The following is a 26,483-nucleotide window of genomic DNA, read 5'->3' as shown; positions in this document are numbered from 1 at the left end:
TGCGTCATAAACTAAGTCTCCCGTGGAGTGCTCCCATGCCTGTCCAAGCCTTGTTCAAACCGTTCCAGCTCGGTGCATTGCAACTGTCGACGCGCGTGGTCATGGCGCCGATGACCCGCTCGTTCTCCCCGGGTGGCGTCCCTAATTCCAACGTGATCGAGTACTACCGTCGCCGCGCCGCCGCAGGCGTGGGCCTGATCATCACCGAAGGTACGGTGGTCGGCCATCAAGCCTCAAACGGCTACCCCAATGTCCCGCATTTCTACGGTGAAGCCGCCCTGGCTGGCTGGAAGAAGGTAGTCGACGCGGTGCACGCTGAAGGTGGCAAGATCGTTCCGCAATTGTGGCACGTAGGCAGCGTGCGTCGTATCGGCACCGAGCCAGATGCCAGCGTGCCAGCCTATGGCCCGATGGAAAAACTCAAGGATGGCAACGTGGTCGTCCACGGCATGACCACTCAGGACATCAAAGAAGTGATCAACGCTTTCGCCCAGGCCGCCAGGGATGCCCAGAGCATCGGCATGGACGGTGTAGAGATCCACGGCGCCCACGGCTACCTGGTGGACCAGTTCTTCTGGGAAGGCAGCAACCAGCGCACCGACGAATACGGTGGCAGTCTGGCCAACCGTTCGCGCTTTGCGATCGAGCTGATCGAGGCCACCCGCGCCGCAGTTGGCCCGGACTTTCCGATCATCTTCCGTTTCTCCCAGTGGAAACAGCAGGACTACACCGCTCGCCTGGTGCAAACCCCGGAAGCGTTGGGCGAGTTCCTCAAGCCGTTGTCTGACGCCGGTGTGGACATTTTCCACTGCTCCACCCGTCGCTTCTGGGAACCGGAGTTTGAAGGCTCCAACCTCAACCTGGCCGGTTGGACCCGCAAGCTCAGCGGTAAGCCGACCATTACCGTGGGCAGCGTGGGCCTGGATGGCGAGTTCCTGCAGTTCATGGTCAACACCGACAAGGTCGCGCAACCGGCCAGTCTTGAGAAACTGCTGGAGCGCCTGAACAACGACGAGTTCGACCTGGTCGCCGTGGGCCGCGCACTGCTGGTTGATCCGGATTGGGCCGTGAAAGTGCGCGAAGGCCGGGAGAGCGATATCCTGCCATTCAGTCGTGAGGCGTTGACGACCCTGGTGTAAGCGGCGACAGGGCGGGCACTGGGGGCCCGTCCTTGCATACCCCGCGCAGTTGGCGCTCAAACTGTTCGATAATCGCCGGCCAACCCTGGCGGCTCGCATGCTGACGGGCATTCAGGCGCATGCGGCGCAAGCTTTCTGCGTCCTCCAGTAACCAGTTAGCGGCCTCACAAAACGCATTCTCATCTCCCGGCATCGCCAGCACACCGTTGTAGCCATGGCGAATATGCTGGGTCGCAGCCGCCTGATCGTAGGCCACCACACCCAAGCCCGAGGCCATCGCCTCCAACACCACGTTGCCGAAGGTTTCGGTCAGGCTGGGGAACAGGAACACATCGCCTGACGCGTAATGCCGCGCCAGTTCCTCGCCTCGCAAGGTGCCGCAAAAGATCGCTTCCGGCAGTTCCTTTTCCATCATCGCCCGTTGCGGGCCATCGCCGACGATGATCAGCTTCATCTGACACTGGGGATAAGTGTCCTGCAACGTCTCAAAGCAACGTTTGAGCAATCCCAGGTTCTTCTCCTGCGCAAGTCTGCCTACGTAGAGCACGGCAGTTTGCTCACTGTTCAATGCCCAGCTTTCCCGCAGCGCGTTGTCGCGTCTGGCCGGGTGGAACAACTGGCTGTCCACCCCGCGTGACAACATCCCCAGACGCTCGAAATGCCTGCGCTCCAACTCCAGGCGCTGGCTGGCGCTGGGCACCAGGGTCAAGGTCGAACGGTTATGAAACCAGCGTAGGTAGTGAGTGACCATTCGGCTCAGCATGCTCAAGCCGTATTGGTTCGAGTACTGCTGGAAATTGGTATGAAAGCCACTGACCACGCTGATCCCCAGGCGCCGCGCGGCGCGCAGGGCAGAGAGACCCAATGGCCCTTCGGTGGCGATGTACAGCACGTCCGGACGCTGACGGGTCCAGCGTCGCAGCAATTTGTGCATCGACGACTGTCCCCATTGCAGGCCCGGGTACCCGGGTAGCGGCCAGCCACGGCACAGCAGCAACTCATCGTCGCTGGGGCGGCTCTGGTCGACGCCCTGGCGCGGGCGCACCAGCTCGACTTGATGGCCGCGCGCCCGCAAACCCTCGCACAAGCGGCCAAGGGTATTGGCCACCCCGTTGATCTCTGGCGGGAAGGTTTCGGTAATCAGAGTGATGTGAAGCGAGGCTGTCATCATGACCCACAGTGTCGCCGTGGGCCATGTCGTCATTGTGTCATCGGCATGATGGATTTATGACTGGGTCACTTTTTTCGGCTGCGCCATCGCTTCGGCACCTTGCTCTCGCACCCAGAACAACGTGGCCCCGGCTACTGCCGCCGGCATCATCAGCAGGTTGACCACTGGCACCAGCAGCACCAGGTAGACGATGCCGCCGAAACTCATGCTCTGCCAACGTTTCTGGCGCAGCCAGGCGAGCATCTCGTTCCAGCCCAGCTTGTGGTTGTCTGCCGGGTAGTCGATGTACTGGATCGCCATCATCCACACGCCAAACAACAGCCATAGTGGCGCGGCGATCAGGTTGACCACCGGAATGAACGACAGGATAAACAAGCCGATGGCCCGTGGCAGGAAGTAGCCCAGCTTGCGCATTTCCCGGGCCAGCGTGCGCGGGACCATGGCGACCAACTCGCCCCAGCTGAAGGCCGGAAAATCGTCCGTGCCACGTACCACCACTTCGACCTTCTCCGAGAGAAAGCCGTTAAAGGGCGCGGCGATGATGTTGGCCAGCATGGTGAAGGTGAAAAACACCATCAGCACCACTAGCACCACAAACAGAGGCCAGATGAGGTAATTCAGAAAACTCAGCCAGCTCGGCAGCGTCGGCATCAAATGGTCGACCCACAAACTGAATTGATGACCGGCGAAATAGATCAAGCCGACGAACAGCACCAGGTTGATCGCCAGCGGTAGCAAAACAAACAGGCGCAGGCCAGGGCTCAACACCAGTTTGAGGCCTTCACGCAGGTATTGCGGGCCGGAAAGAGCAGGGTCGGGCATGGAGAACTCCGAGCAAAGGGGCGAACGCGCCGACCTTACCGACTTTGCACCTTAGGCGAAAGCGGCGACATCAGCGGTAACAAACGTGTCGATGGACCAAGCCGACTGCATAGAGACCACCTATGAGCTGGATTGTTATTCCGTATTTCCTTAATCTTGCCCCCCTCGATACGCTGCACCCATTATTTTTCAGGGTCTGCGAGTTCAAGCCTTCCCCAAGTGCTTCGTGGTCCCTTTTTTATTCCAGCCGCCTTGTAGTCCGGGCGGTCGATAGGAGTGAGTCATGTCTGATACCCGTCATTCGCGAGTGATTATTCTCGGTTCCGGCCCTGCCGGTTATAGCGCTGCTGTCTACGCTGCCCGGGCCAACCTCAAGCCGCTGCTGATCACCGGCATGCAGGCGGGTGGTCAGTTGACCACCACCACCGAAGTCGACAACTGGCCGGGCGACGTCCATGGCCTCACCGGCCCGGTGCTGATGGAGCGTATGAAAGAACACGCCGAGCGCTTTGAAACCGAAATCGTGTTTGATCACATCAACAAAGTCGACTTCTCGAAAAAGCCTTACAGCCTGACCGGCGACAGCGGCGTATACACCTGTGACGCGCTGATCATCGCCACTGGTGCCAGCGCCCGCTACCTGGGCCTGCCATCGGAAGAAGCGTTCATGGGCAAGGGCGTATCCGCCTGCGCGACCTGCGATGGTTTCTTCTATCGCAACAAACCGGTCGCCGTGGTCGGCGGCGGCAACACGGCCGTGGAAGAGGCGCTGTACCTGGCGAACATCGCCAGCACCGTGACCCTGGTTCACCGCCGCGAGACCTTCCGCGCCGAGAAGATCCTGATCGACAAGCTGCACGCCCGTGTCGCTGAAGGTAAGATTATCCTCAAGCTCAACGCCACCCTGGACGAAGTCCTGGGCGACAACATGGGCGTGACCGGCGCCCGTCTGAAAAACAATGACGGCAGCTTTGACGAACTGAAAGTCGACGGCGTGTTCATCGCCATCGGCCACACCCCGAACACCTCGCTGTTCGAAGGCGTGCTGGAAGCCAAAGACGGTTATCTGGTGGTGCAGGGCGGCCGTGAAGGCAACGCCACCGCCACCAACATCGAAGGTATCTTCGCTGCCGGTGACGTAGCCGACCACGTTTACCGCCAGGCCATCACCTCGGCCGGCGCCGGTTGCATGGCGGCACTGGATGCCGAGCGTTACCTGGACGGCCTGCAGAACGCTTCGTTCTGACCCCGTTGAACTAAAAAACCGGCTGTGAGGCCGGTTTTTTATGTCCGCGATTCAACTAACACCCAGGTCATGAAGTGTTAACCCAGTCCTTGTGGGAGCTGGCTTGCCTGCGATAGCGGCGTATCAGTCACCATCGCCATCGCGGGCAAGCCCGGCTCCCCCAGTGAACGGGTTTCTAGATTGAATCAGCGGCGTGTCAGGGGTTGTGCGGTGAACTTCACGCCGGCCAGGCCATGCGCGATCAGTGCGCGGATGTTGCCGTGGTCGCTGCCCTCAGGCGTCGCCACCACCGAACGGTAATGCTCGCCAAAAGCCAGCAGCGCTTCCTGATCGCTCAGACTTTCCAGCAGGGCCAAACCCAGTGTCTTGCACGAACCCTCATTCTGCCCGGCCGCATTTTCTACATGGCCGTTGGTGAAGGCCTGCGGCTGGTAGTCGTAACCAGCAGCAACAAACGCCAAGGTATCGGCAAACACATGTTCGCCACTGTTGAGGCTAACGCGCAGGGTGTTCAAATCAGTCATGGCATATGGCTCCTTATTAACTGTTACATGTAATAATCACTAAAGTATTCAAGCACTTATAGATCGTAACTGTTTTTGTATTTTTTTAGGTCATTGCGAGCCACATGCAGGCTGGGTAATCGCATGGGCTTGACACTTGTAGTCGAACTGACCTGACATTTGAGTTGTACTTGAACAAGATACGTCGTTGCTATGGCAGGCCTAATCCAACCCGGCCTGTGTAAAAAAGCACGTGTAATGGCAAAAATGCCACAACTTTAGGCCGAGTCCGGAGGCTTCAGCACAACCTCAAATGGGCATTTCGAGTGCGCTCAGATCTAAGAGGACTTATTCGTCAAGCCTGTGGAACGCCCCGGAGATGCTCAATAGCGAATAGAGCTGTCCGGGATCATATATAACTTCAGATAAATTTTTTTTCTTTGATATCATAGTGCCCCTATGCATCCAGGGACCGCATGCCGGGGGGGAGCTTATGCCTGCAGTTTTTGTTCACGTGTCCGATATTCATTTCGGTCAAGAAAAAGATGACAAAGTTTACATTCATGCTGACGTGAAGCAGCAACTGATCACAGACGCCAAGGCCGTCGTCTCGAGTATCGCAGGTGGGGTCGCTCACGGCATTTTGGTAACAGGTGACATAGCACAGTCGGGAAAATGGGCTGAATATGAAGAAGCTGGTGTTTGGTTAGATCGGCTAGCCGAGAACATAGGCGTCGAGATCCATCGCGTACAAATGGTACCAGGTAACCATGATCTGGACCGTGAAAAGCTGTCGTATGCAGGAAAGCAGATCCTCGATCACATTCGTGCCGGCGGAGCGAAGGAGTACGAAGAGATCCTAAACAACGCTACGGACCGAGCGGCGCTATTTGTCCGGTTTGAAGACTACGACCGGTTCAGTTTTGGGTACGATTGCCCTCTCAATAACGAGGGGGCATATGCTTCAGAGATGGAGGTCAGCCTCGCCCCAGGGAGAGCGATACGCTTCATTAGGCTCAATTCCTCCCTTCTTTGCCATGGTAAAGAGCGCGATGAACATCCTGAGCTAATGATAGGCGAACGCCAGTTCACCATTCCTCGCACGGATGGCGTGGAAAATATTGTGTTGGTTCATCACCCTCTGAATTGGTACAAGGATCAAGAGCAAGTTCGAAATTACATACGCAGCCGAGCCAGAGTTTTCATTTCTGGCCATGAACACAACCCAAGAGTATCGATTGACAACGTCGAGTCGGGTAGTGACGTTATGATGCTCGCAGCTGGGGCTACCGTTCCCTTCAAGTCCAATGACGTCTACACCTTCACCTACAACATCATCGAGTTCGAATGGGATTCTGAGAACGATGGGCTGTTGGTAACCATGCATCCACGAGCATGGAATGCTCAGCGGACGTGCTTCGAGGCGGATCATAAGCGGCTGGGGGGAGAAAATCCGCAATTCCGGCTTGCCTGCCCATCTTTTCGAAAAGCAGCCCGCCCTGAGACTTCCCTATCGGCGCAATCCTGTGGTAGTCAGCCTGTAGCCGCGAGTGAATATACCGCTGGGCCTATCATCGAGATGATTCCAATGGAACCTTCAGGTGAGGAGCATCAGTCCATGGAGCCGATGGCAGAAGGTTATGAGACTGCTCGCCTCAGATTCTTTCGCGATCTGTTGGAAAGCGAACGATTGCGCATACTCGTTGAATTGGATGCACTCCAAAACAACTTCAATGAACCTATGTCCCAAGGGTTGGAACGAAAATTGTTCGACATGCTTGTACGCAAAGGAAAGCTGAACCGGGTGGAAATGATGATCGACCAATTGATTAGTGAGCGTAAGGACGGGCAAAAGTAATGGATAATATTGCACTACATATGCGAATTTCCGGAGTTTCCGTAAACGATGACGACGTGAACTCCCGGCGTTCAGCGGCGACCAGCCTTGCTACCAGTTGGAAGAAAGTAGATAACGTTTCGAAAATCATTGCCAAGGCGGCGGACGTAGCGAAGGCCCTTGGTGGTGACGGCTATCCTTCTTCAGAGCTCGGTACTGAAGTCCAAGGGGTAATCCAAAAAAAATCATCCTCGTATCTGTTTGATGAACGCCCACTGGATGTTGGTGTGTGTACGGGTATGGCTGTGGTATCCATGCTGAGTGGAAGCCCTAGCAACCATGGGTGGAGCATCCTTGATCTCTACGCTGCTGCGCTGCAGTCAGCATTAGCATATCAACCTGTTCTTGAGGATGTCCGACGCGAAAATCTCCGGCGCGAGGTTCTAACAGTTGCTACAGACTGGTGCAACGCCGCGAGCGAGAAGGCCCGAGAGCGTTCAAAAGTCCCCGATCCAGCTGAAGTGGAAATTGCTATTGAGGAAGGGGGCAAACCGACTCATAACGTTAAAGAGGCGATGGCCAGCACGGTAAACTCACTTCGCCGTAACTCTACGTTGGATCGAGAGGAGCTGGACTTTTTGTGGTGGGCGCAATTAAACCGCAGTCGGTTGCTCAAAAAGCAGCTTTCCAGCATCCCCGAACCGTTACGAATAGTGGCGACTGGGATTGAAGCAGCAACCCTGCTTCGCCGGTTTCCGTGTGAAGTGCATCGTGAGCTCGTTCTTAGAACATTGGATCTAGATCCAGAACTCAATGCTCAGGATCTACTCGAGGTCATCGGTGAGGAGCGTACGACTCTTAGCGAAGCACTCACGGTCACCCAAGTTGAAGCATATCCGACAGTTTTCCCGCTACTTTATGCATTGAGTAACAGTGACGCTTCTGACCCAGGTGCGGCCGTGAAACGACGTGTTTCTGAATGGGGGGAGCGTGCATTATCAGAGGCTGGGCTTGTCAAGATGATTATTCAAGGCGAAGCGAAGCTATGAGTCGATCTTGCGGATTCGAGGGATGCACTGTTGATGAAACGGGCGTATGCGCGCTCGAACGCGATCCAGCTACTTGCAGCAACCGTGCTACTAAGGATTCAGCTGAAACCGCACCTGATAATTTGCAAGATGATGAAAAAGCTGTATCGGCTGACAACGAGCGACTTGGCGCGCCGGTTCTCAACCAGCCAAAGAGTACTGCTGCATTTCCATCCAGCCGTGCACTTGGATTGGAAGATCTAAATGCAATGATGGCTACTAAGTATGTGAATGTGGTCGGTATTCTTGGTGACCCAGAGTCAGGGAAAACAGCTTGTTTGGCCAGCCTCTACTTACTCCTCTCGCACGCAAAGCTAGAAGGTTGGTCATTTGCAGATAGTAAAAGTTTGACTGCTTTCGACGAAATTGCACGCGGTGCACGTGACTGGAATAATGGCACTGCGCCTGAGCAAATGACTGTCCACACGGAATTGGCAGATGATCATGGTCCAGGTTTTTTGCACCTAAGGCTAATAAGGAGCATGGACGGAAGGCGTGTGGATTTCGCGCTCCCTGATATACCTGGTGAATGGACGCAAGCACTCGTCAGCTCGGCCCAAGCTGATAGATTGGAGTTCTTAAAGTCAGCAGAGATCATCTGGATTGTGCTCGATGGTCGATCTCTCGCGGATATCGAGAGGCGTCATGGAGTTATTGCCCGGGTGGGTCAGCTTACTGCCCGATTGAAAACCATGCTGGATGGTCAAGACCTTCGATTGATAATCGTTGTAACTCACCATGATTTACAACCGGTCGATGATAGTGTGGCGAAGCGTCTAAAAACAGAACTTGCACGGCGCGGCGCCGAGGCCAAAATTGTAGGGGTTGCTCCTTTCTCCGACCACCCAGACACTGTTCCGCCGGGATACGGCATAGCCGATCTGATTAACTTGACTGCTGGGCAAAAACTTGAACGCCCAATACTCTGGCGCTCGACTGAACCAGCCGAAGGCGATCGTGCCTACTTGAACTATAGGAGGCAGCGATGAGCAGATCAATCATACTACTTGGCGGTCCCGACTCGGGGAAAACCAATTACATCGCACCTTTATGGCGAGCACTCGATAGCAAGAGTGGTGTCTTGCATGCCGTTAAGCAGCCTGAAGACATCACGTTCGTCCTTGAGATCACAGATCATATATTTGCAGGCGGCTTTGTTCCTCGAACCGAGCACAGTGAGGCTCGTCGGGATTTTGAAGTTGTCGTAGCTGAGACTTCGGGTGGACCAGAAGCCAAGATCGTGATACCCGACATTTCGGGCGAGCTCTGGCGTAATGCTGTTGTGGAAAATGAAATAGATCTGGACTGGATGAAGGAACTCTGTGAAGCAGATGGCGCCTTACTCTTTATACGAGTGGGTTCTGATCAAGATGTTCGTCCCTTGGATTGGGTTACTTCACGACGCATGCTAGAAATGCTCGGTGACGAAGATGAGCAAGGCCTTCCTACCCAAGTGGTTCTGTGCGAACTGATTCGCTTCCTTGAAATTTCTCTTGCCAACCGTGACGATGGTGAGCGCCCAAGGCTGTCAGTGGTGGTCACTGCTTGGGATTTAGTGGATGCAGGTGTGTTTCAAAAAGGCCCCTTGGCCTATCTCGAACGCGAATATCCCCTTTTTGCCGGTAGGCTGATGGACATAGAGAATCTTGATATTCGAGTATTCGGCCTAAGCAGTGTTGGCGGAGACCTGAAAAATGACGCTCAGTTCCGGCAGATTTTCCTGACGGAAGGCCCAGACGGTCTTGGCTGGGTTGCAACGGACGATGGAAATGGTTGGAAGAAGGTTTTTGATATCACGACCCCCATCGCTTGGGCGGTAGGCCTGTCACCCTGTGATTAGTGCCGAAATCCAAATCCATGGTTATCGCAAGGGGCATCAGTTGCTTGCGTCTTCTGTGACGCTGGCCAAGGATGATCAAGCTGTAGTTGATCGCATGTCTGACATAGCTGGTCCTTTGCGTCCAAAGGAACAATTTGCGCCCTACCTTTCGGCATACCCGCTACCGAGCGGCAAGTACTATGTCGTTGCTAGAACTTGGCAAGACCTTACTGTACCCAGGGCAGGCTGTGTTATAACCAAAAGCATATTCATCGACGCGCAGACTTGGGCTTCAAGTCCGCTGATCATTCAAGTGCTAGAGCTTCTCAATGCGATCGAATTGCCGGGCGCAATAGATGCCGTAACTACCAAACTAAATGAATCACTTAACGTAGGAGGGGGGGCATCTTTTGGACTCAATGCGAAAGAGCTGTTAGAGGCGCTTTTTCTGGAGGATACCAAGCCGATAGTGGTATTTGATGCACCTAATCCCGAACTAACCTCCATGCGTTTAATCGCCGCTCTTTGGCCTGAAATTCGACGGCGATTCGCGCTATCAACGTTCGCCTTATCGCCGAGGAAGATAGGTGGGCGAGATATGGATCTCGTCTTCGCTCCGCTAAATGCTAAGTCTAAATTTTCAGATTGGCCCGGACGTCGTGTGGACGGGCGTTCACTTCAACCCGAACGGCACAAATGGACTAGTACTATCTTCAAGCGTGTTTTTGAAGAATCTGTACCAAAGCTCCTTTCGGAACAAGACATTCAGTTGTTAGGCAGCCATGCGGGGGATAGCTCATCAGCATTACGGATTACTTTGCTTTGGAATGAACTGCTTGAGAAGCTACTGCAGACACCGACTGCGGTTTTGGGGCTATTGGACATTGCCAACTCTGGAATGGTGAGTAACGCAGCAGCAATAAAACTTATTGAGCCTCACTTGACTGAGGCTGCGCTCCGCGCGAGGACGATTCCTTCAGACGATGCTTGGGATTTTACTGGCGCCATCGCACGAAAGATGCAGGGCCATGATATGCCTGCTAGCCAGAGTGCGATTAGACTGCTCGCGACCCATCTCGCGGAGCATGCACCCGACGGCGCGGTCAAACTCTTACAGCAAATAGACCCTAAGAAAGCACTCAGTGATTTAACCCCAAGTATTGTTTTAGGTCTAGAGAAAGGGGCAACGCCTTTAGTTGAGCAAGCACTTATTGCGGCGCCGGCAGATGTTATAGCTCGAATTTTATTGCAAAACAGTATGCTCAATCGCCGAATAGCAGCGAATGATGAGTTGATTAAAAAATTAGGAATGGCATTTGCAGGGCTAGATCAGAAACTTGCTCGGGCGGCAGGTAGGGCGCTCCTTCCTCATTTGGTTGAGGATCGTCACCTTCCAGTCGCGATACCTATATTCAAAGGTTTGGATGAGCAAGAGTTTATTGCAGCGTTACGGCAGTTGGGGGAGGCCAATGGTTACGAGGCGGAAAAACTAAGCTCAGTGCTTGTCGATTGTGCAAGCAATATTTGCGATCTTTCAGTAATTCGAGATGTATTAATTAATGTTGAGCCATCCATATCGCGAGACAAGCTGCTGGAGCTCATAGTTCGCCCAACTCGCGAAGACCTGACATGGTTGTTAACTGAGAAGCGTCTGTCGCAAACTGCGTCTAATAAGCTGATCAAAGCTGTATTGGGGCGCGCCAGTGCTCGTGACTTGGCAATACTAGTATCTGCACATGCCATCGCCAATAAAGTGATTGAGCTCCTCCCCAAAAATGCTTTAGAAAAATTGCTCAAAATAATATCGAGCGGTGGCCTTCCGATAAACACTCTTGTCAGAATTATCGGATCGATCTTTTCAATACTTGATTATGAACAAAAATCCTCTCTGGCCGAAGCTACGCTTGAAAAACTTCTCCAAAGTCGATTTGACGGTAACGAAGCTGAGACGCTGCGTATGCTTTTTGGCGAGATTGGAAATAAGATTGATGCGAAGTATTTAATTAGAACTGGTTTGGCTAGAGAATTAAATTTTGAAATAGCTAGTCGCAATTTAATCGCATTTGAAAATGCTCCGCTCGCTGTCCGTCAACAGATAGTTAAAGCCGCGAGAGATATAGCTTATGCGCTAATTGGACGGCATAATATCAATTTGACTGAAGCGGCATGTAATGCTTGTGCGAAACTAATGATGGATGCAGATAAAGTTTTAGGAAAGGAATTTGTTAATGTCTCCGGCGAACTAATGCCCACTTTGCTCCACTGTCGATATGAGCCGGTTTCTTCGATTGTTGCGGTGCTTTTTCCAATTGTTTATCGAGAGTTTGCAAAGGCCGATGATGTGCCCGATCTATTAAAGTTTGTACCTTTTGTAGATTGGGATCGTTGTAAAAGCGCACGTAATGAACTTGTAGACGTATTTATTTCATCTTCTTGGGCTCCTGTTGACTTGGCTATTACTGCATGTCGCTGCAGTGAGGTCGAAAGAATACTCAATCGAGTAGCCAAATCGAAAGACGGAGAAAACTACATAAAGAAAATTGAAAGTGATCTTGAGCGCCTAGATGATGAACAACGTCGATCAGTCAGATATACGATTTCTCAAATCAAACACAAAAGGTAATCGTTTATCATGCCGGCTACGCCAAGAAATCGCGTCCATTTACCATCTTGGGTTCTCCTCAAAAATTTTACACCAGTTACGGGTGTTATGTTGGCAAGCGTACTAATTCATGCATAATGAAAATTTCGAGGCATGCCAAGTAGTATCTGCTAGGCATTGAACTGCTCCAGTTTCTCGGTCCGCAACAACAATTTTAAGAACACAGTCCATCTCATGAGCCGATACCGATCACTCTAGGGGCGTTCTGCTTAGCTTTTAAAATTCGATTTTCGTTTGTCAGCACTTCGTTAAGAGAAGTAAGGCGGGCAACCTTGCTGCGCAGTTCCTCGATTTCCTGACGGAGTGCACGGCTCTTCTCTCGCTCTGCACACAGATCCTGGTGCTTAACGTCGCGCTGAGCGCGGCTAGAACGGCCTTGAACTTCACGGATGGTCTCGGCGATGTTCGGATAATGGTTATGGATCAGCGCCGCCGAAACGCCCGCCTCACGTGCTACCGCCGCGATGGTAACTTTCTTTTCATCTGTTTTTGCCCGACCACGTTCAATACGGTGGAGCGCGAGCATTAGCTCCTTTTCTCGGGCGTCGGCGGGCTTACGTTTAATTGTCACGCTACATCGCTCTCTGGGTCATAGCCAAGCCGCATGAATACATCGCGACACCGTTCTAGATCACGCAGAACTCGCACACGACCACTCTCGCCAATATCGTTGCACGTTAGCAATTCCTTGAGGTTGCTGTAGAGCTGGCGGTAGATGCCAAGATGGCCGCGCCCGATCACTGCATTGTTGCAGTCGCCGCAGCGCGTCGGCTCTAGTGTGTTGCCTATGCAACCATCATTGTCGGCCGTGCACCAGGCATGCCCGTTGCTGCGGATTGCAGTGCTTTCGGCAATCGAAATCACCATCGTCTGATGATCCTTGAAGAGGGCAAGGTTGGCCGGGTCTCGCTGCCATCGCTTGATCGAGCGGCCGTAACCGCCAGCCAACGGATAGTCGCTGAGCCAGCTATCTACCGTACAGAGCTTGATGTCTTCAAGCTCAGCCTGAATGTCATCGTACAGTTCCAAGTCAAGGTGACTGCCCCAGCCATCATCCATCGCATATCCGAGAGTCATATCCATACTCCAGTGCGCAAAATGCTCACGCAAGTAACGTAGATCGCCAAACTGGCTGTGTGCTACGTAGTTGGCGAACTTGCGACGGAACTGGTGGCTGGTAAGCGACCAACTCAGTCCTGCACTCTTGGCGAATGCCTTCAGGGAGTGACCCCATGCTTCATTCGAAAGAGTGCGAACTTGGTTGCTCTTCCTCGGGGTTACTCCGATAAACAGCGCATGACGATGTTTCTGCGCGCGGGCGATTTCCGTGTCGAGCGGATTGGTTTTGCGTCGCTCGACGATTTCGGCGGCGATCATGGCCTGATAAGGTTCGGCCCAACGCTCAATAAGACGAAGCGCCCGCACGGCTGCCTCAGGGATCATCCAGTCGTGTACCCCGGTATCGGTCTTTTCCGACTTGGAGCGCATCCAATGGAAGATGGTGCCTTCATCATCCTCGGTGCGGTGGTGCGCACCTAACTGGACGTTGGCCAACTCGTGGTTGCGGCAACCGGAGGTGCTTGCCAGTACGATATAACAGGCGGTGCGCAGATTTAGAAGTGTTTGGTTGAGCGCTGCCAAGCCGCCTTTCCAGCCAAGGGCGGCAAGCTTTTGGTTCTTGGCACCAACGACAGCCCAAGGCTTCTGTGCTCTCCGTTCCGCTACAACAGCTGTGACGGCATCGCGTAGATCGAGCAGGTGCTTACCGCATTGAACTTGCTCGTAGGCTTTCTCGAACAGAGTGCAGAACACCGTATCAGGCATCAGTGGCGTCTTGCCAGCCTGCTTACGGGGCGCACCGCTGCCAGTCATTCCGGCCATAGCCTTAGAAGATGTTCCATGCCAAGGATGTTGCGGTATTGGATCGTGGGTGTATTGACTCAAATCGTAGAGCGCTTCGACGGCCGAGAGGCGGTTCAAAAGGCCTCTCTGCGATAGCGGCTTGTCTTCACGTTGGTGAGGTTGGCGGTACTCCCGGCACTCAGCAGCATAATTTGTGCAGACAATGGGGGTGACCAATTCCAGGCGGTCGAGCGCGAGCGTGTCTAGGTAACGCAGGAAGACCGTTATATTTCTAAAAAGTTGGCTCAGCGTGCCCCCTTTCGGCCGTTGCTGGCCCTCCCGGCCGCGCCGCAAGTAACGGTACATCACCTCTTTCATCACTGCTCTGAACGAAGTCGGCACATGTTGGAAATTCAGGTGTTTTTGACTGTCACGCATGTTGCTTGGCATACCGTCTAGCTGCCAACAGTCGTCGCCATATTGACTGAGAATAACCCAGTGCCCCTCGACCTGAGTGGCGCTCACGATAAGGGTACTGCGCTGGCTCTCGGGTAGTTCACGTACATCCCCAGGCTGTGATTCGACACACGCCCAAGGCAGTGAGAACTCGGCATTGTTGCTCATGCGAAGACCTCTAAGTGCGACACTACATCGTACGACCAGAATGGGTGTGGCTCGATGCGAGCTCGCTCGCGTGCAGTTTCGACGGCCGCGAGTTTGAAGACTCCACGTCTTAGACTCTCAGCCACGATGTAGTGGTCAATCAGCCGTGGGATGTGCGCGTACTCTCGCGTCCAGCGCCGTTTGTCCATGTGCATGCGTTCGGCGAACACGCGGAAGTAGAAACTGAATAGCTTGTGCAGGTCATTGCCCGTCACCGCGTAATGCCGGCAGCGGAGACAGTTGAGGAAGTTGATGCATGTAGCACCTTCTCGCTTGGGGGCGTACTGGCCGTTTACGGGATCACTACAGTGCCCCATAGGCGTCTTATAGGTCGTGCCGATGGTGTAAGTCAGCAACTCCTCGACCATGACGTCGCCCATGAACCGCCAGTTGCGTTTGGCATCCTCGTCCGGCAGCAGATAGTTTCGTCCGGCTACCTGGGGCGTGTTGCCAAGGGCAATTGCTGTAGTCGCTAGGTCACCGTCCAGAATCTCGAAGATGCGGTTGGCAAAGGTCTTGCGGAGGCGTGAGATGTTGATGCGCAGCGGCTGTCCATCGCTGTCCGTGAGTCCGTATTTAGCCACAAGTTTCTGAGTGCCGTACTGCAAGGTACTGTCAGACAGTGCAGTGACTTGGCCCGTCCCTTCGTTGCCGCGTGATCGATACAGCCAGACACGTGCCTGAAGGTCGTCAGGAGCCTCTGCGCGTAGCGGCTCGGTGCGGGCGATCACGTGTCGGATCAGGCGCTCGACATTAATTTTGATGGTTGGTGTGGATTCCAGAAGGCGCTCATTCGTGCTTTCGCCCCGAAGTACTACTTTGCTGGTGTTGTGACCTCGCCGTTTCCACAGGATCAGGAAGGTGCTGTTGTCTTTGGGGTGGGCGCGTAGACAATCGCGCCCCATCTCCAGCAGCGGGGTAGTGTTGCGCCCCGTGTGTAATGCCACGATCAGCAGAGCATAGGTTAACAACTCGCCGGTCAGAGGCACGTCGTCGCGCCAGATCGGCATGACAGCCTGTTTGACCGCCGCCGCGAGCGCATGACGCTGAGCCTTCGGTAGTGGGGTCTCGCCCTTTACTTTTTGGTTGTTGTTTGGGAACGGGTTGCGAGGAAAGGTGGCCGCGTCACCTGCGGCGACCAAGGCAATCAGTCCACGCTGGCCGAGCGCCAGAAGCACGGACTTTGTACAGTCATAGAAGCGCTTCTGGGAAGTTGTAACCACTCCTTGGCCAACCAAGTGACCGAGATAGCCGTCGATCAGCGCGCGGTCAATGTCAGCTAGGGTCAGTTCGTATCCGAAAGCGATTGCACGCAGCAGCAGGTAGTCAAGGAAGTTGCGTAAGCCAGCACGGCAGTAATTGACCACTGTACTGACCTCGACCGTAGTATCCTGCCCGGCCAAGAATCGCTCAATTTGCCTCTGGCAGGCATAGGTGATCGGATCAATACCTGAACCGTACCAGGGGGCAAAATCGAAACTTCGGGAACCAGTAGCATTTCGTCCAAATGCGATCAGGGTTCTTGCGGGAGGAATGGCCTCAGGAAGCAAGACGACATTTCCTTGCTGATCGAGGCTGTGCTCAACTTGCGGAACGCTGAGATCGGTTCTGACATAGACCTTGCGCTTGCCCATCAGGCTGTCTCCAAACTGCCATTCAACTCGTCGTCGTAGGCCAGCACCGCGCTATCGGCCAATTCGTTGATCAAATGCAGATACACCATCGTTGTCTGGATCGAGCTATGGCCCAGCTGCCGTTGCACGAATACCAGCGGTTCTACGTCGCCACGATTACGCTGAAGGGCAACCAGGGTATGGGTGGCATAGGTGTGGCGGAGCATGTGGGGATAAACCCAGATGCCGACCTTCTTGCCGATATTGCGGACGATGCGCTCGATGCCCTTTCCATCATTGGAGAAGGGCTCCCCAAACTGGTTGAGGAACAGCGGCTTGTACTTTGCCGGGCTTAGAGAACTCCGCTCACCGCGAACTTGGATCACGTAACGGTGCAGATCGGAGAGGAAGCGGCGACTGACGTAGATGTCGCGTGCCTTGCTACCTTTCGTCAGCATGCCATGACCATCGTGCGGATCGAGACGAATCCGAATGTTGCGCTCGCGCCTGCCGGTTTTATCGGGATCGAAGATGTAGGCCAGTGGGAGCGTGGCGATTTCCTCCCGACGCAGACCGCTCTGAAGCCCGAGCCGGATCATCATTCGATGATGGGGATTCTCAGCGGCCCGCAAGAGCGCCCTGATCTCATCCATGCTCAAAAACTTCGGTAATGTTCTATGCGCGCGCGGCATCAGGTCGTTTGCCATGGCCTTGCCACCACTGGCATCGACGTGGGCCAGGAACCCGACCTCACGCTTAACCGTCCGCTCTTCATAGCTAAACGGTAGACGGCTCACCCATCCCTGTGTCTGGGCATATTCGTAGAGTTTGCAGATGTAGTGCAATCGTTGTCGTGTTGTTGAGCGAGCCAACTTGCACTCGACCAGGCAGTAGTCCCGGTAGGCAGCAACAGTACTCTTGGCCTCGCCACGGTCAACATCGCGCCAATCAAGGTCATGTGCCTGGAGGAAGCTGAAGAAGTCGTACAGCGCACGGCCAGTACTTGGCCAGGACTTCGTTGACCCTATGGCCCCGCGCAGAAGGTAGTAACGAAGGAAATCATTGGCGGGAACACAACTCTCCATCGTGTCCCAAAGCAGAATCGGAAAGCCGGTATACGGACGCCCAGCAATCACCAAATCTTCGGTAGCCCAAACAAGCTCCATCAGCCAGCCCCCACTCTGATGAATCGAAAATCCTTATCGAAAGGACTCAGAGTCAGAGGCTTGAGCCATAGCGTCTGAAGCTTTTTAACTCCTTGTTTGTAAAGCTAGCCTGTTGTTAACACTTAGCAAGCGCCTAATCATGGGTCTTTCCTTTCGCGAACGCTGCCTGTTGGTCGGCGCTGGCTTCTTTCTGGTAGGTGGCTTTCCACTCGGCGTATGGCATGCCGTACACCACCTCACGGGCGTCATCGAGGCTCAGCTCGATCTGACGCTCGTCAGCCTCGGCCTTGTACCACTTGGACAAGCAGTTGCGGCAGAAGCCCGAGAGGTTCATCAGGTCGATGTTCTGCACATCCTTGCGGCTGTCCAGGTGGGCTACCAGCCGGCGAAAGGCGGCGGCTTCGAGTTCGAGGCGTTGTTGATCGTTCATGGTGGTCTCTTCGAGACAGCTATCGGCGGGTAAGCTTCAAGCTGCAAGTTGGAATGAGGTTGGCTTTAACGTGTGGCTTGAAGCTTATCGCTTGAGGCTGAGCGGCTCGCCGCGAGCGTTATCGAAACCGATTCGGCAAAGCGCAACGCGTGGGGCTTGTCCACTTCGACTTCGGCGTACAGCACCGACTCATTGCTCATCACCAGGTCCAGCAATTCCTGGGTCAAGCGCTCCAGCAAGGCAAAGCGGTTGCCTTCCACATGGGCGATGATCGCCTTGGTGATGGTGCGGTAGTTCAGCGCATGGTCGATGTCATTGTCGCGCACGGCTTCCTGGGCGGCATACAGGATGGTCAGGTTGATCAGCACATCCTGCTTGTTGAGGATTTCCTCCTCGTTGATACCGATATAGGTGCGCAGGCACAGGTCCTTGACCCGGATACGCGCCATGCCTGGTTGAAGTTGTGGCATTGCTACTTGCTCCGTCCGATCAGTTGCAGGAACTCCATGCGCGTGGTGTTCGACTCGCGGAACGCGCCGAGCATCACCGAGGTGTTCATGGTTGAATTCTGTTTTTCCACGCCGCGCATCATCATGCACATATGCTTGGCTTCGATCACCACGGCCACGCCGGCCGCCTGGGTCACGTCCTGGATGGCGTCGGCAATTTGCCGCGTGAGGTTTTCCTGGATCTGCAGGCGCCGGGCGAACATGTCGACGATACGCGCCAGTTTCGACAGGCCCAGCACCTTGCCGGTCGGAATATAGGCCACATGGGCCTTGCCGATAAAGGGCAGCAGGTGGTGTTCGCACAGCGAGTACAACTCGATGTCCTTGAGGATCACCATCTCGTCATTGTCAGAGGCGAACAGCGCGCCGTTGACGATCTCCTCCAGGTTCTGCGCGTAGCCATGACACAGGTATTGCATGGCCTTGGCGGCGCGCTTGGGGGTATCGAGCAAGCCTTCGCGCTCGGGGTCTTCGCCCAGGCCTTTAAGGATCTCGCGGTAGTGTTGGGGCAGGGATAAGGTCATACAACATCCTCACAAACGGCTTACTTGATATGCCGCCCGCCGTTGACGGTCAGGGTGGTTCCGGTGACATAAGGGTTGTCCAGCAGGTAGCGCACGCTCTGGTAGATCACCTCGGGCCCAGGCTCGATGCCCAGTGCCGACTTGGCCAGTACCTTGGCGCGGTAGGCAGCATCGTCGCCGTCGTTGAACATCACCATCGCCGGTGCGATGCCGTTGACCTTGATCAGCGGCGCGAACTGCGCGGCAAATGACAGCGTAAGGCTGTCGAGCCCGGCCTTGGTGGCGCAGTAGGCGATGTGCTGGCGGCTGCCCTTGCGCACCACGTCATCGCTGATATGCACGATGTCGGCCGGTGTCGAGCGTTGCAGCAAGGGTGAACAATGCAGGTTGATCAGGTACGGCGCAAGCATGTGCACGCTGAACATGTCGGTAAAAGCGCGGCTTTCGTCGCCAGGCGTTTCCGCGACCCAGGCCGAGGCGTTATGGATGATCGCGCGCAGGCTCTGGGTGTGGGTGTGCAGCTCGGCGATAAACGCGAGAATTCCGGTTTCGTCAGAGAAATCGGCATATACACCGATGGCCCCACGCTCGCGCAACGCCTGCACGCCGGGCCGCTCGCTGCGGTAGCTGAAAATCACCGAGTGGCCTTCGTCCAGCAGGCGCTGGGCGCAATGCAGGCCGACACGCTGGCCGGCGCCGGTGATCAGAATCGGGGCGTTCGTTGCAGTCATGAGAGGCTCGGGTCGCTGGCAGATTGAAACTATACCAGCGACCGCCCGCCCCTGTACTCATGCGGCAGCTTCAGTCACCTTGCGCGGTGGGGAAGGATGTAGCCAATTCGCCAGCAGGTGGGTCGAGAGTGGGATAAACAGATAAACCATCAAGGGCGTGAGCGCCAGGGTGCTGACCAGCACACGTGGCACCAGCTCCAGTTCATTGAGCAGCGGGCCCAATACAAAGTTGAACAGCAGCGATACCGGGAAGAACGCCAGCCAGATCGCCACGGCCTGCTTCCAGCGTGGCGGGCGCGCACCCACCGCGCCGAACCAGCCGTCGATGCCGCGTACGCGGTGCTCGGACGGGTCGGCAAACAATTCGCTGCCACGGCTCAACCAGGCACTGCGGGAGGCAGAAAACTCCCAGGCATGCAGGGTGTGCTCATCGGCGAAGCGGAAAATGATCTGGAACTCATCATCATTGGGCGGCGGGGCAAGAACGCCTGAGCCCAGGTAGCCAGGAAAGTCGGTGGCCAATTGCTCGCCTTCGCGCAGCCAGGCCATCAGTTCTTCGTAGCGACCCTTGGCCACGCGGCGCGCAACCATCAGGGTGACGGGTGAGGTAGACATTGTGTATCTCCAAGTGTGCGGGTGCGCTGGGCCGGGTAGGCGGCACACAAACGAGGCTGCGGGGTGTGGCAGCGACGTAGAAAAAACAGGCAAGGATTATTCCTGTTTTATCGAAATACACCAGATACTTTGGTCGCGTCGCCCTGTAACTTGTATCGCGCCGCCGAATAAGCGTTAAATAGTGTTCAAATTGACACGGATGTTTTTCATCTCTGATGCCCGAAATTACTGCTCCCCAGCGCGAAAAGACGCCTGACAATGTCACTGATTGCGACGACCTTTTCCCTATCCGTGAAGTCGCCCGGCTGACCGGCGTCAACCCGGTCACTCTGCGCGCCTGGGAGCGTCGCTACGGCCTGATCCAGCCAACGCGCACCGAAAGCGGGCATCGGTTGTATTCGCGCAACGATATCGACACCGTGCACCGGGTACTGGACTGGATCGAACGTGGCGTCGCGGTCAGCAAGGTAGGCAAACTCCTCGCACGAGACGAGCCGCTCGGCGAACCTGGCACCGCGCCTGAAACGCAGGTGGAGTGGGTTCAGTGGCAGGGACGCCTGCGCCTTGCAATCAGCGCATTCGATGACCGTGAGTTGGACCGACTGTACGACCAGATCTTTTCCGCCTACCCGATTGCCGTCGTGTTTCAAGACATTCTCATGCCGCTGTGGCAGGCATTGCTGCGCCACCAAGGGCGCTTCGGCCAAGCCAGCGAGTGGCTGTTCTTCGACAATCACCTGCGCTCGCGCACCGCGCAACGTCTGCAAGTGACAGCGGCCGCGTCGGTGCCTCGGGTATTACTGGCGGCCGTTGCCGGGGAATGCCGCGAGTTGGAGTTGCTGGTCGCGGGCCTGCTGATGTCGGGGGAAACGCTCGCGGTGAAGGTCATGGGCGTAGGCCAGCCATTCGATGAATTGACGCTGATCTGCGAAAAGACCCAGCCGCAAGCCTTGGTACTGTTCTCCAATCGCGCACCCGGCAGCGAACTGCCGCTGCGACTCAAGCGCCTGGCGCTGACCCTGAATTGCCCGTTGCTGCTGGCAGGTGATGCCGCCGACCTGGCGCAGGAAAGCCTTAAGGGCTCGCCAATCGGTTGCCTGGGTAACGAGGGGCGGCTGATGCAGCGCCGCTTACAGCAATTCCTGGCGGGTGGCCTGGATACCTGAGCTCAGGCATGAACCTCTGGATGGGCCAAGCGGTGCTGGTGCAGGATGAACTGGCGCAGGCGCTCGATTTCTTCGGCGTCGCTCTGGTTCAGTCGATAGGCGAACAACCCGCGCGCGGTTTCTCGTTCGAACGTTCCGCGCAACGCAATGCGCTCATAGCCCGATGGGCTGAACCACAGTGAAAAAGTTTTGGGTGGCTTGATCCGGCTCCGAATCTCCACCAGTACGCCTTTGAACGACACCTCATGCACCCACATCGCGCCCGGGTTGCCCTTGATATTTTCCAGCGCCACTGGGGTTTCAAGCGTCAGGCGCCACGGCCGGATCATTGGCCCGTCTTCGAAAATACTCGGCACACCCAAGCGCAGGTGAACCGCGTGAAACTCATCTTCGACCAAGTGCAGCGGGAAGGTGAGTTGCTGGTTGTCGAACTGCGCCTGGATGGTGAGATGGTCGTGGGCGGCCAGGCGAGTGAGCAGGTCGCGAATTTGCGCACCCCCGTTAACCGTCAGGCTCGACGACGCATCCCGCAGGTTCAACTGTGGGTTGTGCTGCATGGTCTGGATAAAATCCAGTTCGTCCTGCGTCAGGAGTGCGTCGCGTTGCATGAGGCCTGCTCAACAGGTAGGGGTTAAAACGCCATTATCCTCTTAATCACCGTTTTATCTAATCTTTGTTAGATTCGATCGTCGTCTTGAGTGCGGCTAGCTCTGCCTTGAGTTCGGCGACTTGCGCTTCCAATTGGGCCACGCGCTGCTGGGCTTTGACTTGAACGGTGACGTCCTTTTGAACGCCGATGAAGTAAGTCTGTTTGTCTGCCGCGTTGTAAAGGGTGGATATCGACAGCTCATTCCAGAAGTGCGTGCCGTCCTTGCGGTAATTGCGCAGGGTTTCGCGACAATTGCCATCATTGCCCAGCGCTTCTCGAATGGCGATAAGGCCCGGTTGGTCCCGGTCTCCCGATTGCAGGAAACGGCAATCCTGGTAGAGGATTTCATCGCTGGCGTAGCCGGTCAGCCGCTCGAAAGCCGGGTTGACGTAGATCAGTGGCAAGTCCTTGCCTTCCCGTTCAGCGATAACAATGCCGTCATTCGAGGCGTCAATGACCATTTGCATCAATTGAGCGTTAATCATGCGGGGTTTCATCCAGGTGAGGTGTCGCAAGTCTAAGACACCCCGGCATTCTTTCCATCCGGGCGCGACGTTTTTTTGAAGGGGTCGGTTGAGCTGCTAATATCCCACGCTTTCGCTCAACTACAGGATTAGATTGATGAAAGTCGCCATCCTTTCCGGCTCGGTCTACGGCACTGCTGAAGAAGTCGCTCGCCATGCTGGCAGTATCCTCAATGCCGCAGGTTTCGAGGCCTGGCACAACCCCCGCGCCAGTCTGGCGCAGGTGCAGGCATTTGCGCCGGACGCTTTTCTGGCGGTGACGTCCACCACCGGCATGGGCGAGTTGCCCGACAATCTGCAACCCCTGTATTCGACGATTCGCGACCAACTGCCCGCCGCCTGGCGTGGCCTGCCCGGTGCAGTCATCGGCCTGGGCGACGCCAGCTATGGCGATACTTTCTGCGGTGGCGGCGAGCAAATGCGCGAGCTGTTTGCTGAGTTGGGCGTGCGCGAAGTGCTGCCGATGCTGCGCTTGGACGCCAGCGAAAGTGTCACCCCGGAAACTGACGCCGAACCGTGGCTGGCCGAATTGGTCACTGCGCTGCGCGGTTGAGCGCTCATTCGCGCACCAATGCCTGTGCCGCCCCTTTATTGGCGGCACTTCTCTGACGTTGTCCACACGAATTTAAACTATCCTCAAGACTGACTCGTACGGTCATCAAGCTGGCTGCCAAGGCAACTACGGCGGCCACGACGTCTGACTAGACTGGCCCATCACTCAAAAAAACAATAAGAAAGTGCGCCAAGGAGGTCGTTACCGTGAGCCTAGCCCCCGTTCTATTGCCACAGAATGTCAAAGACCAGGTCAGCGCTGCCGAGTGGCAAACCCGCGTCGACCTGGCAGCCTGTTATCGCCTGGTGGCGCTGCATGGTTGGGATGACCTGATCTTTACGCATATCTCGGCCAAGGTGCCGGGCACCGATGATTTCCTGATCAACCCTTATGGGTTGATGTTTGACGAGATCACCGCGTCGAGCCTGGTCAAGGTCGATCAGGCCGGCAACAAGCTGATGGAGAGCCCCTACGAGATCAACCCCGCGGGCTACACCATCCACAGCGCCATCCATGAAGGTCGCCACGACGTGACCTGTGTGCTGCACACCCACACCGCTTCGGGTGTTGCGGTGGCTGCGCAGAAACAAGGCGTGTTGCCGATAAGCCAGCAGTCCCTGTTCGTGCTGTCGAGCCTGGCGTATCACGCCTACGAAGGGGTGGCGTTGAACCATGAAGAGAAGGCCCGCTTGCAGGCCGATCTTGGCGAAAACAATTTTCTGATGCTGCACAACCATGGTCTTCTGACTTGCGGCAGCACCATCGCCGACACTTTTTTGATGATGTTTACCTTCCAGCGCGCCTGCGATATCCAGGTGCTGGCGCAAAATGGCGGCGCTGAATTGATCGCCATCGGGCCACAGATACTCGCCGGTGCCAAGGCAATGGTGGCGGCGGTCACAAAGAGCGCACAAGGTATGGGGGGCGCGCTGGCCTGGCCCGCGTTGCTGCGCAAGTTGGACCGCGTCGATCCTGGGTATAAAACCTGATGCCACTCGCCGAGATTCCGCTCAGTGTCTGGCGCAAACGCAGTCAGACATTCGAATTCCACGGCCGCACCATCCGTTACTGGGTGGCGGGGCAGGGCGAGCCGTTGCTGCTGATCCATGGCTTTCCCACTGCCAGTTGGGACTGGCACTACTTGTGGCAGCCCCTGGCCCAGCGCAACTTGGTGATCGCCTGCGACATGCTCGGTTTTGGCGACTCGGCCAAGCCGCTGGACCACGGTTATTGCCTACTGGAACAGGCGGACTTGCAGCAGGCACTGCTGGAACACCTGCGAGTCGAGCAGCCGGTGCATGTGCTGGCCCATGACTACGGCGACAGCGTCGCCCAGGAATTGCTGGCGCGGCACTATGAAGGTCGCTTTCAGATGGCCAGTTGTGTGTTTCTCAACGGGGGGTTGTTTCCTGAGACCCATCGCCCGGCGCTGGTACAAAAGCTCTTGCTCAGCCCCCTGGGCTGGATGATCGGCCGTGCGTTTGGGCGCAATGCCCTGGCGAACAGCTTCAGCCAGATATTCGGCCTCAATACCCGCCCCAGCGAAAGCGCCCTGGATGATTTCTGGAGCCTGATCGAGTGCCACGAAGGCACGCGCATCCTGCACAAGCTCGTCGCCTACATTCCTCAGCGTCGGCGCCTGCGTGATCGTTGGGTCGCGGCAATGCAGCAGGCTGAAGTCCCACTGCGGGTGATTGATGGCGAGATAGACCCGATCTCCGGCGCCCACATGGTTGAGCGTTACCACGAGTTGGTGCCCCACGCCGACACGGTCTTGCTGGCCAATATCGGCCACTATCCGCAGATCGAGGCGCCGGTGCAGGTGCTCAAGCACTACCTGGCGTTTCGCGAGCGAATTGCTGGCCCAGTGGGGGAGCTGGCTTGCCTGCGATAGCCATAGTTATCTACACACAATTAGATTTTCGTTAGCCCATCATAATCATCCCCCTACCTTATCGAGCACCATTCAGCCCCTGGCGTATCTATTGTGACCAGAGCCCCGGTGCCTGACACTCGACCCATTCCCATTGTCGCCATTGGAGTTCGGTATGAGTGAGTCAGTGCAGTTCCAGGATAAGGTCGTGATCGTCACCGGTGCCGGCGGCGGATTGGGCCGGGCCCATGCGCTGTTGTTCGCTAAACATGGCGCCAAAGTGTTGGTCAACGATCTCGGTGGTTCTACCCAGGGTGAAGGCGCGAATGCCTCGGCCGCCGACCGGGTCGTGGCCGAGATCCGTGAAGCGGGCGGTATTGCCGAGGCCAACCATGACTCTGTCACCGACGGTGACAAGATCGTGCAGAACGCCCTCGATGCCTTCGGCCGTATCGATGTGGTGGTCAATAACGCTGGCATTCTGCGTGACAAGACCTTCCACAAAATGGACGACAGCGATTGGGACCTGGTTTACCGGGTGCATGTCGAAGGCGCCTACAAAGTCACCCGCGCTGCTTGGCCCCATCTGCGCGAGCAAGCTTACGGTCGGGTGATTTTCACGGCGTCCACCTCGGGCATCTATGGCAACTTTGGCCAGTCCAACTACGGCATGGCCAAGCTTGGCCTCTATGGGCTGACCCGCACGCTGGCGCTGGAAGGGCGCAAGAACAACATTCTGGTGAACGCCATTGCCCCCACCGGCGGCACGCGCATGACCGAAGGCTTGATCCCGCCGCAAGTGTTCGAGCGCCTCAAGCCGGAGCTGGTCAGCCCGCTGGTGGTGTACCTGGGCAGCGAGGCGTGTCAGGAAACCTCGGGGCTGTTTGAAGTAGGCGGCGGCTGGATCGGCAAGACCCGTTGGGAGCGTAGCCTGGGCGTGGGCTTTGACCCGGAAGCCGGCTTCTCGCCCGACGATGTGGCCGCACACTGGCAGCAGATCTGCGACTTCGACGGTGCAGCCCACCCCAAGGACAATATCGAGGCATTGAAGGAGATGATGGCCAATCTGCAGAAATACAGCCTGTGATCGTTGCTTGAAAAAGATTGAATCCTGCGGGGCGCTGATGGCGCCCCGTTTTATTTAAGGCATAAAAAAGGCCGCTGCATAGGCAGCGGCCGAAGTAAGACGTTGGATCAAGGAGCGACAAATCAACGTCAGTGAACACCGGTAACGGATTGAAAATAATCATCAATCCATTTGAATCTGGCTTTTCTTCCGGTTAGGAAAGCGAGCCGTTGGCTCTGAAAGCCCGGCAAGAATAGCCGTTAGTAACAAAA

26 protein-coding genes are annotated in these 26,483 nt (G+C 55.8%); 12 read left to right on the top strand and 14 right to left on the bottom strand.

The features are described 5' to 3' along the window. Nucleotides 1-35 precede the first annotated feature (35 nt). Nucleotides 36-1,139, top strand: coding sequence for an NADH:flavin oxidoreductase (locus AACY36_RS06595; RefSeq protein WP_339420548.1), 1,104 nt, complete (start codon nucleotides 36-38; stop codon nucleotides 1,137-1,139). Here the strand turns inward: AACY36_RS06595 and AACY36_RS06590 are convergent. Together AACY36_RS06590 and cysZ are read right to left on the bottom strand one after the other, a co-directional pair. Further along, a complete protein-coding gene (locus tag AACY36_RS06590; protein ID WP_339420549.1) occupies nucleotides 1,108-2,310 on the bottom strand; it encodes a glycosyltransferase family 4 protein in 1,203 nt (400 codons plus the stop codon). The genes AACY36_RS06595 and AACY36_RS06590 overlap by 32 nt on opposite strands. 54 nt (nucleotides 2,311-2,364) lie before the next feature. Then, nucleotides 2,365-3,132, bottom strand: a complete 768-nt coding sequence (gene cysZ / locus AACY36_RS06585; RefSeq protein WP_339496835.1) for a sulfate transporter CysZ — start codon at nucleotides 3,130-3,132, stop codon at nucleotides 2,365-2,367. A 283-nt stretch (nucleotides 3,133-3,415) separates the two neighbouring features. Here cysZ and trxB point away from each other — a divergent pair, with 283 nt between their 5' ends. After that, nucleotides 3,416-4,378 (top strand): thioredoxin-disulfide reductase, encoded by a 963-nt coding sequence (gene trxB / locus AACY36_RS06580; RefSeq protein WP_003176041.1) that lies wholly within the window; start codon nucleotides 3,416-3,418, stop codon nucleotides 4,376-4,378. A 185-nt stretch (nucleotides 4,379-4,563) separates the two neighbouring features. On the opposite strand, the gene AACY36_RS06575 is transcribed toward trxB, so the two are convergent. Then, nucleotides 4,564-4,902 (bottom strand): HopJ type III effector protein, encoded by a 339-nt coding sequence (locus tag AACY36_RS06575; protein WP_339438148.1) that lies wholly within the window; start codon nucleotides 4,900-4,902, stop codon nucleotides 4,564-4,566. A gap of 472 nt (nucleotides 4,903-5,374) precedes the next feature. On the opposite strand from AACY36_RS06575, the gene AACY36_RS06570 reads away from it, so the two are divergent. From AACY36_RS06570 to AACY36_RS06550, 5 genes are read left to right on the top strand one after another with little or no spacing between them, the layout of a single operon-like run. Further along, entirely contained in the window at nucleotides 5,375-6,739 is a 1,365-nt protein-coding gene (locus AACY36_RS06570; RefSeq protein WP_339456598.1) for a metallophosphoesterase, read from the top strand. After that, a complete protein-coding gene (locus AACY36_RS06565) occupies nucleotides 6,739-7,767 on the top strand; it encodes a GTPase-associated system all-helical protein GASH (RefSeq protein WP_339456600.1) in 1,029 nt (342 codons plus the stop codon). Before AACY36_RS06570 ends, AACY36_RS06565 begins: the two co-directional genes overlap by 1 nt. Continuing rightward, entirely contained in the window at nucleotides 7,764-8,795 is a 1,032-nt protein-coding gene (locus AACY36_RS06560; protein ID WP_339456602.1) for a TRAFAC clade GTPase domain-containing protein, read from the top strand. The genes AACY36_RS06565 and AACY36_RS06560 overlap by 4 nt, the downstream gene beginning before the upstream one ends. Further along, nucleotides 8,792-9,646: a TRAFAC clade GTPase domain-containing protein gene (locus AACY36_RS06555; protein ID WP_339456604.1), complete on the top strand. Its 855-nt coding sequence runs from the start codon at nucleotides 8,792-8,794 to the stop codon at nucleotides 9,644-9,646. Before AACY36_RS06560 ends, AACY36_RS06555 begins: the two co-directional genes overlap by 4 nt. Next, on the top strand, nucleotides 9,639-12,248 hold the full coding sequence (locus AACY36_RS06550) for a GAP1-N1 domain-containing protein (protein ID WP_339496834.1): 2,610 nt from the start codon (nucleotides 9,639-9,641) through the stop codon (nucleotides 12,246-12,248). The genes AACY36_RS06555 and AACY36_RS06550 overlap by 8 nt, the downstream gene beginning before the upstream one ends. A 211-nt stretch (nucleotides 12,249-12,459) precedes the next feature. Here the strand turns inward: AACY36_RS06550 and AACY36_RS06545 are convergent, their stop codons facing one another. The 9 genes from AACY36_RS06545 to AACY36_RS06505 all read right to left on the bottom strand — a co-directional run bounded on the left by AACY36_RS06545 (nucleotide 12,460) and on the right by AACY36_RS06505 (nucleotide 20,380). Continuing rightward, nucleotides 12,460-12,813, bottom strand: coding sequence for a TetR family transcriptional regulator (locus AACY36_RS06545; protein ID WP_339456634.1), 354 nt, complete (start codon nucleotides 12,811-12,813; stop codon nucleotides 12,460-12,462). A 41-nt stretch (nucleotides 12,814-12,854) separates the two neighbouring features. Continuing rightward, nucleotides 12,855-14,753 (bottom strand): tyrosine-type recombinase/integrase, encoded by a 1,899-nt coding sequence (locus AACY36_RS06540; protein ID WP_339456607.1) that lies wholly within the window; start codon nucleotides 14,751-14,753, stop codon nucleotides 12,855-12,857. Further along, a complete protein-coding gene (locus AACY36_RS06535; RefSeq protein WP_339496832.1) occupies nucleotides 14,750-16,426 on the bottom strand; it encodes a hypothetical protein in 1,677 nt (558 codons plus the stop codon). The genes AACY36_RS06540 and AACY36_RS06535 overlap by 4 nt, the downstream gene beginning before the upstream one ends. Beyond that, nucleotides 16,426-17,571 carry a tyrosine-type recombinase/integrase gene (locus AACY36_RS06530; protein WP_339456609.1) on the bottom strand — a complete coding sequence of 382 codons (1,146 nt, stop codon included), beginning with the start codon at nucleotides 17,569-17,571 and terminating at the stop codon, nucleotides 16,426-16,428. Before AACY36_RS06530 ends, AACY36_RS06535 begins: the two co-directional genes overlap by 1 nt. Nucleotides 17,572-17,704: 133 nt before the next feature. After that, entirely contained in the window at nucleotides 17,705-18,001 is a 297-nt protein-coding gene (locus AACY36_RS06525) for a DUF1244 domain-containing protein (RefSeq protein ID WP_339420692.1), read from the bottom strand. A gap of 65 nt (nucleotides 18,002-18,066) precedes the next feature. Further along, nucleotides 18,067-18,471, bottom strand: coding sequence for a dihydroneopterin triphosphate 2'-epimerase (gene folX / locus AACY36_RS06520; RefSeq protein WP_339420691.1), 405 nt, complete (start codon nucleotides 18,469-18,471; stop codon nucleotides 18,067-18,069). A gap of 2 nt (nucleotides 18,472-18,473) precedes the next feature. Beyond that, a complete protein-coding gene (gene folE, locus AACY36_RS06515) occupies nucleotides 18,474-19,034 on the bottom strand; it encodes a GTP cyclohydrolase I FolE (RefSeq protein WP_049711572.1) in 561 nt (186 codons plus the stop codon). Between the two features lie 20 nt (nucleotides 19,035-19,054). Further along, a complete protein-coding gene (gene folM, locus AACY36_RS06510) occupies nucleotides 19,055-19,765 on the bottom strand; it encodes a dihydromonapterin reductase (protein WP_339420690.1) in 711 nt (236 codons plus the stop codon). Nucleotides 19,766-19,822: 57 nt separating this feature from the next. Then, nucleotides 19,823-20,380 carry an antibiotic biosynthesis monooxygenase gene (locus AACY36_RS06505; protein WP_065874470.1) on the bottom strand — a complete coding sequence of 186 codons (558 nt, stop codon included), beginning with the start codon at nucleotides 20,378-20,380 and terminating at the stop codon, nucleotides 19,823-19,825. A gap of 215 nt (nucleotides 20,381-20,595) precedes the next feature. On the opposite strand from AACY36_RS06505, the gene AACY36_RS06500 reads away from it, so the two are divergent. After that, nucleotides 20,596-21,546 carry a MerR family transcriptional regulator gene (locus tag AACY36_RS06500; RefSeq protein WP_339420689.1) on the top strand — a complete coding sequence of 317 codons (951 nt, stop codon included), beginning with the start codon at nucleotides 20,596-20,598 and terminating at the stop codon, nucleotides 21,544-21,546. A 2-nt stretch (nucleotides 21,547-21,548) separates the two neighbouring features. Here the strand turns inward: AACY36_RS06500 and AACY36_RS06495 are convergent, their stop codons facing one another. Further along, complete coding sequence (locus AACY36_RS06495; RefSeq protein WP_339420688.1) at nucleotides 21,549-22,154, bottom strand: hypothetical protein; 606 nt, start codon at nucleotides 22,152-22,154, stop codon at nucleotides 21,549-21,551. A gap of 58 nt (nucleotides 22,155-22,212) precedes the next feature. After that, a complete protein-coding gene (locus AACY36_RS06490) occupies nucleotides 22,213-22,680 on the bottom strand; it encodes a PAS domain-containing protein (RefSeq protein ID WP_339427496.1) in 468 nt (155 codons plus the stop codon). 136 nt (nucleotides 22,681-22,816) lie between these two features. Here AACY36_RS06490 and AACY36_RS06485 point away from each other — a divergent pair, with 136 nt between their 5' ends. The 4 genes from AACY36_RS06485 (at nucleotide 22,817) to AACY36_RS06470 (ending at nucleotide 26,232) form a co-directional block, all read left to right on the top strand. Further along, nucleotides 22,817-23,272: a flavodoxin gene (locus AACY36_RS06485; protein WP_339420686.1), complete on the top strand. Its 456-nt coding sequence runs from the start codon at nucleotides 22,817-22,819 to the stop codon at nucleotides 23,270-23,272. A 206-nt stretch (nucleotides 23,273-23,478) separates the two neighbouring features. Continuing rightward, nucleotides 23,479-24,261 carry a class II aldolase/adducin family protein gene (locus AACY36_RS06480; protein ID WP_339427495.1) on the top strand — a complete coding sequence of 261 codons (783 nt, stop codon included), beginning with the start codon at nucleotides 23,479-23,481 and terminating at the stop codon, nucleotides 24,259-24,261. After that, complete coding sequence (locus AACY36_RS06475) at nucleotides 24,261-25,166, top strand: alpha/beta fold hydrolase (RefSeq protein WP_339420684.1); 906 nt, start codon at nucleotides 24,261-24,263, stop codon at nucleotides 25,164-25,166. Before AACY36_RS06480 ends, AACY36_RS06475 begins: the two co-directional genes overlap by 1 nt. 154 nt (nucleotides 25,167-25,320) lie before the next feature. After that, on the top strand, nucleotides 25,321-26,232 hold the full coding sequence (locus AACY36_RS06470) for an SDR family oxidoreductase (RefSeq protein WP_049711581.1): 912 nt from the start codon (nucleotides 25,321-25,323) through the stop codon (nucleotides 26,230-26,232). Nucleotides 26,233-26,483 lie beyond the last annotated feature (251 nt).

It is taken from the genome of Pseudomonas sp. EA_15y_Pfl1_P101 (genome assembly GCF_963970835.1).
GTDB lineage: Bacteria > Pseudomonadota > Gammaproteobacteria > Pseudomonadales > Pseudomonadaceae > Aquipseudomonas > Aquipseudomonas tritici.
This window is presented reverse-complemented; position numbering and strand designations above follow the sequence as displayed.